This is a genomic window from Gordonia sp. (in: high G+C Gram-positive bacteria), assembly GCF_012515855.1.
GTDB lineage: Bacteria > Actinomycetota > Actinomycetes > Mycobacteriales > Mycobacteriaceae > Gordonia.
Window position 1 is genome coordinate 16,812 of sequence record NZ_JAAYXO010000200.1, and the last position, 12,797, is coordinate 29,608.

General features: G+C 68.5%; 11 protein-coding genes. 7 read left to right on the forward strand and 4 right to left on the reverse strand.

Annotation, left to right across the window (positions count from 1 at the left end):
- Positions 1-4 precede the first annotated feature (4 nt).
- The 3 genes from GX543_RS14340 to GX543_RS14350 are packed head-to-tail and all read left to right on the forward strand — an operon-like array spanning position 5 to position 2,094.
- Positions 5-562: an SdpI family protein gene (locus GX543_RS14340; protein ID WP_290852823.1), complete on the forward strand. Its 558-nt coding sequence runs from the start codon at positions 5-7 to the stop codon at positions 560-562.
- Between the two features lie 7 nt (positions 563-569).
- Positions 570-1,553 (forward strand): bile acid:sodium symporter family protein, encoded by a 984-nt coding sequence (locus GX543_RS14345; RefSeq protein ID WP_290852825.1) that lies wholly within the window; start codon positions 570-572, stop codon positions 1,551-1,553.
- Positions 1,554-1,599: 46 nt separating this feature from the next.
- Complete coding sequence (locus tag GX543_RS14350; RefSeq protein ID WP_290852826.1) at positions 1,600-2,094, forward strand: hypothetical protein; 495 nt, start codon at positions 1,600-1,602, stop codon at positions 2,092-2,094.
- Here the strand turns inward: GX543_RS14350 and GX543_RS14355 are convergent.
- Positions 2,031-3,335 (reverse strand): MFS transporter, encoded by a 1,305-nt coding sequence (locus tag GX543_RS14355; protein WP_290852828.1) that lies wholly within the window; start codon positions 3,333-3,335, stop codon positions 2,031-2,033. The two genes, GX543_RS14350 and GX543_RS14355, sit on opposite strands and share 64 nt — an antisense overlap.
- A 70-nt stretch (positions 3,336-3,405) precedes the next feature.
- Here GX543_RS14355 and GX543_RS14360 point away from each other — a divergent pair, with 70 nt between their 5' ends.
- Positions 3,406-3,996 carry a YqgE/AlgH family protein gene (locus GX543_RS14360; protein ID WP_290852830.1) on the forward strand — a complete coding sequence of 197 codons (591 nt, stop codon included), beginning with the start codon at positions 3,406-3,408 and terminating at the stop codon, positions 3,994-3,996.
- Here GX543_RS14360 and GX543_RS14365 read toward each other — a convergent pair.
- The 3 genes from GX543_RS14365 to GX543_RS14375 all read right to left on the reverse strand — a co-directional run bounded on the left by GX543_RS14365 (position 3,993) and on the right by GX543_RS14375 (position 7,278).
- Positions 3,993-4,622 carry a DedA family protein gene (locus GX543_RS14365; protein ID WP_290852831.1) on the reverse strand — a complete coding sequence of 210 codons (630 nt, stop codon included), beginning with the start codon at positions 4,620-4,622 and terminating at the stop codon, positions 3,993-3,995. The two genes, GX543_RS14360 and GX543_RS14365, sit on opposite strands and share 4 nt — an antisense overlap.
- 74 nt (positions 4,623-4,696) lie before the next feature.
- On the reverse strand, positions 4,697-5,788 hold the full coding sequence (locus tag GX543_RS14370; RefSeq protein ID WP_290852832.1) for an aminotransferase class V-fold PLP-dependent enzyme: 1,092 nt from the start codon (positions 5,786-5,788) through the stop codon (positions 4,697-4,699).
- Positions 5,789-5,823: 35 nt separating this feature from the next.
- A complete protein-coding gene (locus GX543_RS14375) occupies positions 5,824-7,278 on the reverse strand; it encodes a CCA tRNA nucleotidyltransferase (protein ID WP_290852833.1) in 1,455 nt (484 codons plus the stop codon).
- A 116-nt stretch (positions 7,279-7,394) separates the two neighbouring features.
- Between GX543_RS14375 and GX543_RS14380 the strand changes: the two genes are divergently transcribed.
- The 3 genes from GX543_RS14380 to murJ form a co-directional block, all read left to right on the forward strand.
- Positions 7,395-8,594 (forward strand): NUDIX hydrolase, encoded by a 1,200-nt coding sequence (locus GX543_RS14380; protein WP_290852834.1) that lies wholly within the window; start codon positions 7,395-7,397, stop codon positions 8,592-8,594.
- Entirely contained in the window at positions 8,485-11,214 is a 2,730-nt protein-coding gene (locus tag GX543_RS14385; RefSeq protein WP_290852835.1) for a DUF6049 family protein, read from the forward strand. The genes GX543_RS14380 and GX543_RS14385 overlap by 110 nt, the downstream gene beginning before the upstream one ends.
- A partial coding sequence (murJ, locus tag GX543_RS14390) for a murein biosynthesis integral membrane protein MurJ (RefSeq protein WP_290852837.1) occupies positions 11,214-12,797 on the forward strand: 1,584 nt, incomplete at its 3' end. The genes GX543_RS14385 and murJ, both read left to right, overlap by 1 nt.

Sequence of the window (12,797 nt, forward strand, 5' to 3'; positions counted from 1 at the left end):
CCGCGTGTCTATCGTGTCTGTCGTCCTCTCGGTTCTCGCACTGGTGCTCGCAGCCGGGTCGCTGGGAATCGGCGTCGCCGGACTGACCGGCGCGCTCCGTCGGAATCGTTGGGGGGGCGTGCGGTCGCCCGAGACCCTGCGCTCCGACGAGACGTTCGCCGTCGCCAACAAGGTGGCGGCCCCCGGTTACCTGGGGTCGGGCGTCATCCTCCTCGCCACCGGCCTCATCGGGCTGTTCATCGGTTCGTGGGGTTTCCTGGTCGCACTGTTCGGCATCGTGGTCGCGGTCCTGGTGATCTCCGCCGTCGGGGGCGTGGCACTGGCCGCGGCTCGCGCGATTCCGGACGAGGCCGGCGGCTGCGGCTGCTGCTCCGATTCCGGTGACACCGCGGGCGGCTGCTCCGATCAGCCCGCGTCGTCGTGCGGTGCCGGGGCATCCGACAGCACGAGCACCGCGGACGCCGAGAAGGCCGCCGCGGACTGCGGCGAATCGAGCTGCGGTTCGTGCTCGCTGAGCGGCATGTGCCTGTCCGAGGACAACACGCACAACCACGCCGTCTAAGGCCGGCATGCGCAAACTCCTCGATCGTTCGCCGATCGACGGCTTCGTTCTCTCGATCTTCCTCGCCGTGGTGGTCGCCGCGCTGTTCCCCGCGCGCGGTACGTTCGCCGACGTCATGGACTGGGTCGTGGTCGGCCTGATCGCCCTGCTGTTCTTCCTGTACGGCGCGCGCCTGCATCCCCGTGAGGCACTCGAGGGCCTCACCCACTGGCGACTGCACCTGACCATCCTGAGCTTCACGTTCATCCTCTTCCCGATCGTGGGCCTGCTGCTTCGCCCGGTACTGGCACCGGTCATCGGCAACCAGTTGGCCGACGGCATGCTGTACCTGACCTTGGTGCCGTCGACGGTGCAGTCGTCGATCGCGTTCACCTCCATCGCCCGCGGCAACGTGGCGGGCGCGATCGTGAGCGCGTCCGCGTCGAATCTGATCGGCGTCTTCCTGACGCCGCTGCTGGTGATCATGCTGATGAGCACCGACCAGGGCGTGCACATCACGGGCTCGTCGATCCTCAAGATCGTCCTGGAGATCCTGGTTCCATTCATCGTCGGACAGCTGTGCCGACCGTTGATCTCCGGATTCATGGCCAAGTACGCCGCGCCGACCAAGTACGTCGACCGGAGTTCGATCATCGTGGTGGTCTACGTGGCGTTCAGCGGCGGCGTGGTGTCGGGCATGTGGTCCATCGTCAGCGCGTGGGACGTGGTGGTCGTAGTGCTGATCTCGACGGTGTTCGTCGTGGCGATGCTGATGCTGACCCGGTGGGTGCCCGAACGCATGGGCTTCGACCGCCAGGACGTGATCGCGATCCAGTTCTGCGGAACCAAGAAGTCGCTGGCCACCGGACTCCCGCTGGCCACCGTCATGTTCGCGAGCGGCACCGTCGGTTTCATCGTGCTGCCGCTGATGATCTTCCACCAGGTTCAGCTGGTGCTGTGCTCCATTCTGGCCAGCCGCTACGAGAAGCAGGCGATCGCCGAAACCGCCTGACCGGCGTGTCGCGGAACCGTCCGCGGCTCGGGTGCGTCCAATCTGCATGGACCCCGTGATCGAGTACTACTTCGGAGACGGCGGCGGCGACGTGCACCGGTGGAGCTCGCCCGCCGACCTCGACCTGAACGGCGACGGCACGCTCGACGCCGTATCTCTCGACTTCGACGGCGACGGTCTCCGCGACGACGCGATGTGGGACACCGACGGCGACGGTCGCTGCGACCTGTCGGCACTCGATCTCGACGACGACGGAACCCCCGAAGCCCGATTCGCCGACGATGGAACCGGAATCTGGGGCACGGGAGCATCGGGACCCAGTAGCGAGGGGACCAGTGGCGAGGAGGCCGGTGGCGAGGGAACCGGGGTGCCGGGTGCTCCGGGCGAAGGTCCGCGCGAGACGCTCCTCGACACCGACGACGACACCGTTCCCGACATCGCCCTGCTCGACACCGACGGCGACGGGTACGCCGACGGCTACCGCGAGGTGGCCACCGGTTCCTCGGCCAGCGGTGGAGGCACCGGCCCCTCGGCGCGCTGACCTTCCCGAATCACCCAGGCCGCGGTCAGGGCATAGAGGACCGAACAACCGATCACCAGCGGCACACTGAAGCCGTCCGCGGGGACGAACAGTGCCGCAAAGAAGATCGCGGCGACGAACGCGGTGTTGAACAAGGCGTCCTGAACAGCGAAAACCTGCCCCCGATAGGTGTCGAAGATGTCGCACTGCATCGCCACGTCACCGCAGAGCTTCACCGTCTGTCCCGCCAGACCGACCACGGCGGCGGCGATCAGCACCGGGACCGGGCGCAGTGTCAGCAGGCCGAGCTCAGCGAGCGCCCCGATCAGCAGAGCTCCGATGATGGTGCCGCGGCGCCCGATGAACCGGATCGACACCGGGGTGGTGCCCGCGGCGATCAAGGCGCCGAGCGCCACCGACCCGCCGATCAGCGTGATGGCACGGACATTGGCGCCCAGCGCGTCGCCGAGTTCGGTGTGGCGCACCAGCAGCAGGAACATCAGCGTGTTGACGCCGAACACCAGCCGATGGGTACCGATCGCGGCGAGGGCGATCCCGACGCTCGGAGCCTTCAGCACCGCGCGCATTCCGTGCGCCAGACCGTGCGCGAGCGAATAGATCGCCGTGTGTCCCAGTCCGTCGGGCCGGTCCGGACCGAGCTGTCGGGGCGCGAAACCGCCCGCCAGCAGGGCCGCGATCACCGCGAAGACCGCACCGGCAAGCAAGGTGGCGCCCGACCCCCCGTTGTCCGCGCCGAAGATGAGGCGCAGCACGCCGGAGACGCCGGCGCCCGCGGCCAGCATGCCGCCGCCGAGCGTGGTGAACACCGAGTTCACCTCGACGATGAGCGACGGCGGCGAGACCAACGGCAGGCTCGCCGACAGACCCGACGCCACCAGTCGACTGCAGCCGGTCACCAACAGCGCGCACATCAGCACAACGGTGTCGGGACTGCTGGTGCTCATGGTGACGGCCACCAGCACGATCGCGACCGCGCGCAACAGATTGACCCACAACAGGACGCGTCGCCGGTCCCAGTGGTCCAGGAGCGCGCCCGCGAACGGGCCGAGGAGTGAATAGGGGAGCAGGAGGACCGCGAACCCGCCGGCGATCGCCAGGGGGTCGGTGTGCCGGTCGGGGTTGAACAGGATCGAGAAGGCCAGTGCCGCCTGAAAGGCACCATCGCTCAGCTGGCTCGTCAGGCGGACGGAGAGCAGTCGAAAGAGACCCGGGGCATGCATCAACGACCGCAGGGACTTCACACTGTCGAGTTTACGGCCCGACACGGGCCGGATATCGGCGGCCGACGACTCCGGGTGTCATGATTGAGGAGTGTCCGGATCCGACTATCTGACGAATCAGCCCGAGGTGACCGCGGGAAGTCTGTTGATCGCGTCCACCGGGCTCACCGGGCCGACTTTCGCGCGCACGGTGATCTACGTGATCGAGCACGATGCGCAGGGCACCCTCGGGGTGGTCTTGAACCGTATGTCCGACGCAGCCGTCTTCAACGTGCTGCCCGCCTGGGCCGAGCTCGCCGCCCGTCCGCGGGCGGTATTCGTCGGGGGACCGGTGGGAACGTCGTCTGCCCTGTGCCTCGGCGTCGCCAAGACCGGCGTCGACGTCGGCGCCCAACCGAAGCTGCACCAGGTGCTGGGACCGGTGGCGATGGTCGACCTCGACGCCGACCCGGAAGATCTCGCGCAGATCCTCACCGGTGTCCGCATCTTCGCCGGCTACGCGGGTTGGGACGCCGGACAGTTGGACGAGGAGATCTCCGAGGGCAGCTGGATCGTGACGCAGAGCCTTCCCACCGATCTGCTGTCGGAGCCGTCGGTGGACATCTGGCAGCACGTCCTGCGACGTCAGCCCTGGCCGCTGCCCCTGCTCTCGACCTTCCCGCTGCGGCCGGAAGAGAACTAGCCGCGCTCGTCCGCGACGGCGCGATGCGCCATCAGCCGTCGAATCAGCAGCACCAGCAGCGCGAGGCCCGCGACACAGACCACGACCACCAGCGCCACTTTGGCGCCCAGTGTGGCGCCGACGCCGTACGAGACCAGCAGAATGGTCGCCGACCAGGTGGTCCCGCCGACGGCCGTAGCGACCGCGTAGCGGCGATAGGGCATCCGACGACTGCCCGCGAGCAGCGGTGAGACGCTGCGGACGTAGCTCACCCAGCGCGCCGCGGCGACCGCGATGAACGCGTCCTTGGCGCCCGGCGGGTGATATCCCGACCGGCGGGTGCGCCGCACCATGCGGTGCCCGATCTTGGTCTTCATGAATCGCGGCCCGCCTGCGCGCCCCAGCCAATAGCCGGTGGTGTCGCCGGCCAAGGCCGCGATGGCGCAGCTGACGACGAGCACACCGATGTTCGGCTTGCCGATGGCCGCGACGACCCCCGCGGCGATCAACACGGCTTCGCTCGGCGCGATCAGTCCCACCACCACGATCGCGGTCTCCAGGTACACCACGCTGCAGGCGATCAGATACACCGACCACGCAGGCGCGGCGTCCACCAGCTCGGTGAGCCACCGAGTCAGGTCATCCACCCGGGACCCCGCGAACAGCGGCAGCCTGTTCAGTAACAGTCAGCCCAGTGGCAGTCAGGTCAGTAACAGTCAGGTCAGTAGCCCATCGTCCGGATGGCGGTCGCGAGCTGGTCGATCTGCTCGCGCCGCACATCGAGGTGCGGACTCACCCGCAGCAGCGACTGCTCGCCCGCCAAGGGGGCACGCCAGGAGTCGGCTGCGGTGACGAGCAGGCCGAGATCACGCAGCCGATCGCGGGCGGCCAGCACATCCGCGGGCTGCCAGCCCGGCGGCGGGGCCAGCGTGACCAGCGCCGACGGCTCGTCGACCGGTTCCATGACCTCCCAGCTGCCGATGCCGTGCAGGCGCTCGCGGGTCATGCGGCCGACCCCGGCGAGTTCCTGGTAGACCAGCTGCTGATCGATCGCGGAGAACTCGGCGACGGCGGTCGAGAGCGCCAACTGCCCGGCGATGAACGACTCCGACGACTCCACAGACACCGGGACCAACGAGTCGGCACGGACCGCCACGAAGCCGACGCCCCGAGGGCCGGTGAGCCATTTGCGCGAGGTGCCGTAGACGACGTCGGCACCGGTCACGGTGGGGACGTGCCCGACCGACTGCGCCATGTCGACCAGCACCGGAACGCCTGCGTTGTGGGCCACCTGCACGATCTCCGCGACCGGCTGCACCACGCCGCTCGCCGAACCGATGTGGCACACGTGGATGAAGTCGGGCTGCTCGAACTGCAGCATGTTCTCGAGCGAGTCGACGTCCACGCGACCGTAGACGTCGATGGTCGGCATCGGGCGGACCGCGAAGCCGCGTCGTTCGAACTCGTCGAGGTTGGGACCGAACTCGTTGGTCGCCACCCACACCGTGGCCGACAGCGGCAGCTTCATCCCGTTGAGCACACCGCGGAGCGCTGCGCGCGCGCTGTCGCGGAACGAGATCTCCTCGGGGCCGTGCCCGATCAGGGCACCGAGTGCCCGACGGCCCTCCTCGAGGTCGGCGGCCCGCTCGTCGGCGGCCACGTAGGCGCCGATCTCCGCCTCACGGATCAGGTGTTGATGCAGGGTCTGGATGACCCCGTTCGACGACCGCCCCGCCGAAGCCGAATCGAGATGTCCGATCGCGGGTTCGACCCGAGCGTCGTGCCACTGTTCACCGAGCGCGCTGCAGTACATGAGACCAAATCTACCCGTGTGTCCGAAGTGCGTGCTCAGTCGCCATTCTGCCGATCGGTCCACCACTTGCGAAGTGCGGCCTCGGCGTCCTCGCGGCTCATCGGGCCGACGTCGAGCCGGAGTTCCTTGAGGTACTTCCACGCCTGGCCGACCTCGGGGCCGGGTGCCAGGCCCAGCAGCTCCATGATCGCGTTGCCGTCGAGGTCGGGGCGCACGCGGTCGAGGTCCTCAGCCTCCTTGATGACGTCGATGCGTTCCTCGAGGTGGTCGTAGGTCTCCTGCAGGCGACGGGCCCGGCGTCGGTTGCGCGTGGTGCAATCGGCGCGCACCAGCTTGTGCAGGCGATCCAGCAGGGGACCGGCGTCGGTCACGTACCGGCGCACCGCGGAGTCGGTCCACTTGCCGTCGCCGTACCCGTGGAAGCGCAGGTGCAGGAACACCAACTGTGCGACGTCCTCGACCACCGCATTCGGGTACTTCAGCTTTCGCATCCGCTTCCGCACCATCTTGGCTCCGACCACCTCGTGGTGGTGAAAGCTGACGCCGCCGCGTTCCTCATGCCTGCGTGTGGCCGGTTTGCCGATGTCGTGGAGCAGTGCGGCCCAGCGCAGGACCAGGTCGGGTTCACCGTCCTCGAGGTCGATCGCCTGCTTCAGCACGGTGAGCGAATGCTGGTAGACATCCTTGTGCTGGTGATGCTCGTCGATCGTCAGCTTCATGCCGGGGATCTCCGGGATCACGAGTTCGGCGAGCCCCGTCTCCACCAGCAGGTCCACCGCTTCGAGCGGGTAGTCGCCGCAGATCATCTTGTCGAGCTCCACCCGGATCCGCTCGACGGTGATCCGCTCGATCTGTCCGGCCATCTCCCGGGTGGCTTCGAGGACGCGGTCGGCCATCCGGAATCCCAGCTGGGAGACGAATCGGACGCCGCGCAGCATGCGAAGCGGGTCGTCGTTGAACGACGACTCGGGCGCGGCCGGCGTGTCGATGACCCCGCGGAGGAGGTCCTGCATGCCGTCGAGGGGATCGCAGAACTCCTGACCGCCGTCGGCGAGCAGCTTCACCGCCATCGCGTTGATCCGGAAGTCACGGCGCACCAGGTCGCCCTCCAGCGTGTCGCCGAACGTGACCACCGGGTTCCGGCTCTGCTGGTCGTAGATGTCCGACCGGAATGTGGTGATCTCGACGGTCGCGCCGTCCTTCGCCGCGCTCACGGTGCCGAACTCGATCCCGGTGTCCCAGACGGCGTCGCCCCACGCCTTGAGGATCTCGGCGATCACGGCGGGGCGCGCGTCGGTGGTGAAGTCGAGGTCGCCCGCCAATCGGCCCAGCACAGCGTCGCGCACCGAGCCGCCCACCAGGTACAGGTCGTGGCCGCGGTCGGCGAAACGCGCGGCGAGCGGCGAGAGGATGTCACTGTAGGACTGCAACGTGTCGGTCGCGGACGCCAACAGGCGCGTGCGACGTTCTGAGCGGTCGTCGTCGCTCATCTGTGCTCGTGGCGCAGTCTCCATCATGTGATGAGAGACTACCGACTCCCGACCCGCTCAACCTGTTCGACGGTCGGCTGAGCTAACGCCGGGTTACAAGCGGCTAGCATCGGAGTGTGTCCGCTGAACCCTCGCTGCAGCGCCCGGACGTCAAATCTGACGCTCCGGCGGTCGATGCTGCGTCCGGAGGCGGCTCGGGCAAGGGTGGTTCCGCACCCAAGAGTAGTGCCAACCAGCAGGGCGCCGGTAGTGGCCAATCGTCCCGATCCCGTCGGAATCGGCGCGGACGACGTCGTCGCGGCAGGCTATCGGGTTCCGGACCGGGGCAGCAGGAGAGCCTCGAGAGCACGGTCGGCGACAGTCCCGCGGCCGCCGAATCGGCACCCTCGACGTCCAAGAATGCGACCCCCACGAACGCGACGAAGAAGCGCAACGGTTCGCCGCGCAACGGCGGATCCAAGCACACGGGGAAGGGCGGGGGCCCGCGCAACAGTGGGCACAAGAGCAGCGGAGCCAAGAACAACGGAGCCAAGAACACCCCGAAAAACGGCCCCGCGAAGGCCGTCGACGGCGACGTCGCGGCCGCGACCAAGCCGTCCGACCTCGCCGCCGACGTCCGCCTCGGCACGGCCAACTCGCCTGCCTCGATGCCCCGAACACGGCGTCGCACCGCGCGGCATCCGGACGCCGAGAACCCGCCGCGGCTGCACACCGTCCGCGAGACGTCGGCGGGCGGGCTGGTGCTGTCGGACCTCGATGCGCCGTTCGGGGAGCTCTCTGCCGCGCTGATCGGCCGGATCGACCGTCGCGGCCGGATGATGTGGTCGTTGCCGAAGGGCCACATCGAGACCGGCGAGACCGCCGAGCAGACCGCAATGCGCGAGGTCGCCGAGGAGACCGGCATCGAGGGCACCATCGTCGCACCGCTCGGGAAGATCGACTACTGGTTCGTCAGCGAGGGCAAACGGATCCACAAGACCGTCCACCATTACCTGCTGCGGTTCACCGGCGGTGAGCTGTCGGACGCGGATTACGAAGTCAGCGCCGTCGCCTGGGTGCCGCTCACCGAACTGCCCCGTCGCCTCACGTACTCTGACGAGCGGCGTCTGGCACGGATGGCCGAGTCGGTGATCGCCGACCTGCAGGGCGACCCTCATCGGTTGGCGCAGTCCGAAGCCAGCTGCCTCCGCACCGAGCCGAACGACTATGAGAAAGCCGCAGCCGCACGCAATCAGCGACGCAACGAACCGCCGCCAGCGCCGAAACCTCGTCGACGTCGGCGGCGCCCGCGTCGCACCGCCTCCGGTGACAGCTGACCGCTCCGCGTCGCGCCACCCGCTGCTGCGCTTCCTCGTCCTGTCGGCGATCTCGATCCTGCTGGCACTGACGATGGGCGCGATACCGACCGCGCACGCCGAGCCCAGCAGTCCGACCTCGTACGCGAGCGTGGGCCTCACCGAGGTGACGCCCACGACGGTGACGACGTCCACCGGCAGAACGGTCACGGTGCGCGGCAAGGTCGTCAACACGGCCGATCGGCCCATCAGCGACCTCAGCGTCCGGCTGCAGCGTGGCAATCGCGTCTCCGAGTCGTATCAGCTGCGCAGCACGCTGACCTCCCCGGCCACCGAGTTCGGCGTCGTCAGCCGAGCCAAGAAGATCGCCGGCACTCTGGGCCGGGAGAAGTCGATCGACTTCACCGTCGAAGTCCCGATCGACGGACCCGGCGGACTGGGCCTCACTCAGGCGGGTGTCTATCCGCTGATGGTGAATGTGACCGGCAGTCCGCGTGACCTGGGCGCCGTCACCATCGCCGAATCTCGGACGATGATCCCGGTGCTGTCGCTGCCCGCCGATCGCGGTCGGGCCGCCGACTACGTGGAGCCGGGCACCGGCGCTGTGGGCAACCCGCTGCTCGGGCGCGACGGAACGGTGGCTCCGAACACGTCGAGCCCCTCCGCGTTCACCATGATCTGGCCCCTTGCGGCGAGTCCGCAGGAGGCCCCCGGCATTCTCGGCGGCGACACCACCGACCTGCGTCTGATCAGCGACGCGCTGGGCCATTCGCTGCAGCCCGACGGTCGGCTGGGCATCGCGCTGGATGCGCTGGAGAGCCTCGTCGGCGTCACCGGCCCGAGTTCTCCCGAGCTCACGAATCCATCGGCGCCGCCCAATCCCGAACCCGAGCCGATCCCCGCGGACCCGGTGCGGGACTCCATCTGTCTGGCGGTGGATCCCGACCTGCTGGCCACGGTGCAGCAGATGGCCGACGGGTACACCGTCACCAGTGATCCCGCCGATCCCAACGCCGCAACGCACGACGGCCAGGGCGCGACCGCCGCGTCGGCATGGATCAAACGCCTCACCAGGGTCGCCCGCCGGATGTGCGTCACCGCGCTGCCGTTCGCTCAAGCGGGCCTCCCGTCCCTGCACTCGGTCGACGACGAGGACTTCACCAAACGCGCCCTCCTGCAGCCGTACGACACCGTCGACTCCGTGCTCGGCGTCAAGACCATCCGCGGCCTCACCATTCCGGCCACCGGCACCCTCACCGACGAGACCGGCGCACTGCTCCGTGAACAGGGCATCACCGCCTCGGCGATCGCAGCGAGCTCCCTCCTGCCGGTCGGGGCCGACCAGGGCCCGACGGGCGGCAGCGGGTCGGGACGCTACGACGAGTCCGGCCTCGCGGTGCAGACATACGACATGTCGGTCAGCGCTGCTCTCGGAGCCGCCGGACTCACCCCGGTGGTCCCCGCGATCATGCCCAACTGGCAGCAGCCGCACCTCACCGACGAGTCGGCCGCCAGCCGCAGGCAGACTGCGGCCGCGGCACTGACCTTCCCGATGCTCGACGCCCCGTCGCCCACCGCCAACGACGAGACCCCCGCCGCCCGACTGCCGACAACGGGGCGGTCGTCGTTCGTGATGCCGCCGACGTACTGGTCGCCGACTGTCGAAGACGCGCGCGTCCTGCGCGACACGGCCGCGCTGATGCTGTCGTCCGGGGTCGCTCGCCCCGTCCCACTCGCGACGGTGATCGACGAGATGCCCGCCGCCGATGCGCGGGCACAGTTCCAGATCCCCGGCGACATCAATCCCGAGGTCGCGGCGGGCTACCCCATCACCCAGCTCGAGGCCGAGACCATCCGCCAGCGGATCGACCGCATCGACCGGATGCAGGCAGCCCTCGTCGGCGACGCCAACACCGTCACCACGCCCGCCGAGTACCTGGCACCACTCCGCGACGACCTCCTCCGGGCCGTCTCGAGCGCGTCGACCACCGACAACACCGTGACGCGCAAGGAGCGCGAGCAGCGACTGGGCGCCGTCGGCAAGACCCTCCACCAGATGCAGCAGGGCGTGTCGCTCCTCGATCCCAGCGGTCGGTACACGCTCGCCTCCGAGCGCAGTCCGCTCCTGCTCGTGGTGCGGAACACACTGGCGCTGCCGATTCGAGTACGTCTCGACATCGATGCCCCCGACACCCTCGAAGTCGGCGACGTCGGCACCGTCGAGATCCCGGCCGCGGGCACCCGCCAGCTCCAGATCCCGACCCACGCGTCGAGTTCCGAACCGGCAACGGTGCACATCAGCCTGGTGACGTCGAGCGACGTCCCGCTCAGCACGCCCGTCGAACTGTCGGTGTACGCGAACGCCTACGGCAAGGCGCTGTTCTGGATCACGATCGCCGCGGCGATCATCCTCATCCTGCTGACCGCCCGTCGTCTGTGGCACCGTTTCAGGGGAGAACCCGACCCGGCCGACGAAGATCGACCAGAGCCCGACGACGAGGATCGGGAGCAGGCGACACTGAGCTACCAGGCCCGCCTCGCCGCCACCGCGCGTGTCGGCGACGAGGAGCCGGTGGACCTGTCGCACCAGCCGACCGAGTCGGCACGCGACGAAACCGGAAAGGACGACGGGGGACGCTGATGAGCGATCGCGACACCACGAACGCCGAGCCGACCACCGCGAAACCGGACGACTCCGACGCCGGCATCATGCGGACCGGCGGGTCCATCGCGATCGCGACCCTGATCAGCCGCATCACCGGCTTCATCCGGACCGTCCTGGTTCTGGCGCTGCTGGGCGGTGCGATCGCCTCGGCATTCCAGGCCGCGTACGTGCTGCCCGCGATGATCGCCGAGGTGGTCCTCGGCGCCGTGCTGACCGCGATCGTGATCCCGGTCCTCGTCCGCGCCGAGAACGAGGACGACGACGGCGGCGTCGGGTTCATCAACCGGATCTTCACGATCACCGTCGTCCTGCTGGGCGGTGCCACCGTCGTGGCGATCATCGCCGCACCGTTGCTCACGATGCTCAACGTCGGCAACGGCATGGTCGACCGCGAGCTGACCACAGCGTTGGCCTACCTGCTGCTCCCGGAGATCCTGTTCTACGGCCTCTCGGCCCTGTTCATCGCGATTCTGAACATGAAGGGCGTGTTCAAACCGGGCGCCTGGGCGCCGGTGCTGAACAACATCATCCAGATCACCACCCTGATCCTGTTCCGGATGATGGGGGAGACCACCCTCAATCCGGTCAAGATGACCAATCCCCAACTGCTGGTCCTGGGTGTCGGAACCACCCTCGGCGTCGTCGTCCAGGCCGGCATCCTGCTGCCGTATCTCCGCAAGGTCGGGGTCCGCCTCAAGCTCCAGTGGGGCATCGACGCCCGCCTGCGCCAGTTCGGCGGCATGGCCGTCGCGATCGTCGCCTACGTCCTGGTGCTCCAGGTCGGCCTGGTGATCACCTACCGCATCGCCGCCAGCGTCTCGGCCGACGGCATCTCGATCTACAACACCCACTGGCAGCTGCTGCAGCTGCCGTACGGCGTCCTCGGCGTCACCATTCTGACGGCGATCATGCCGCGCCTGTCGCGCAGCGCGGCAGCGGACGACACCGACTCCGTCGTCAACGACATGTCGCTGGCCACCCGCCTGACGATGATCTCGCTGGTGCCGACGGTCGCGTTCATGACCTTCTTCGGCCCGGCCATCGGCATCGCGATCTTCAACTTCGGCAAGTTCGGCGCCGAAGTGTCGTCCCAGCTCGGTTCGGTCCTCGCGTGGGGCGCGTTCACCCTGATCCCGTACGCGATGACCCTCGTCCAGTTGCGTGTCTTCTACGCCCGCGAGGACGCCTGGACACCGACCTTCATGGTCATCGGCATCACGGTCGTCAAGGTGGCGACGTCGTATCTCGGGCCGGTCATCTTCGACGACCCCGAACTCGTGATCCGCTGGCTCTCGCTCTCCAACGGGCTCGGTTATCTCGTCGGCGCGCTCGTCGGACAGTATCTGCTGCACAAGCGCCTCGGCGTCTCCCGTCTCACCGACGTCGCGCGGACCACCATCGTGACCATCGGCATCTCCCTGGCCGTGGCCGCCGCCGTCTGGCTGGTGGCCGACCTCACCGGGCTGGCCAATATGTCGACGCAGGCGGGCAAGATCGGCTCGGTGGTCTACCTCGCGTTCACCGCGATCGTCGTCCTCGGTGTCACCTACCTGCTGCTC

What these genes read in the sequence shown, in the direction of transcription:
- GX543_RS14345 (WP_290852825.1), top strand. Translation starts at nt 570, where the DNA reads ATGCGCAAACTCCTCGATCGTTCGCCGATCGACGGCTTCGTTCTCTCG.
- GX543_RS14350 (WP_290852826.1), top strand. Translation starts at nt 1,600, where the DNA reads ATGGACCCCGTGATCGAGTACTACTTCGGAGACGGCGGCGGCGACGTG.
- GX543_RS14370 (WP_290852832.1), bottom strand. Translation starts at nt 5,788, where the DNA reads ATGTACTGCAGCGCGCTCGGTGAACAGTGGCACGACGCTCGGGTCGAA.
- GX543_RS14375 (WP_290852833.1), bottom strand. Translation starts at nt 7,278, where the DNA reads ATGAGCGACGACGACCGCTCAGAACGTCGCACGCGCCTGTTGGCGTCC.
- GX543_RS14385 (WP_290852835.1), top strand. Translation starts at nt 8,485, where the DNA reads ATGAGAAAGCCGCAGCCGCACGCAATCAGCGACGCAACGAACCGCCGC.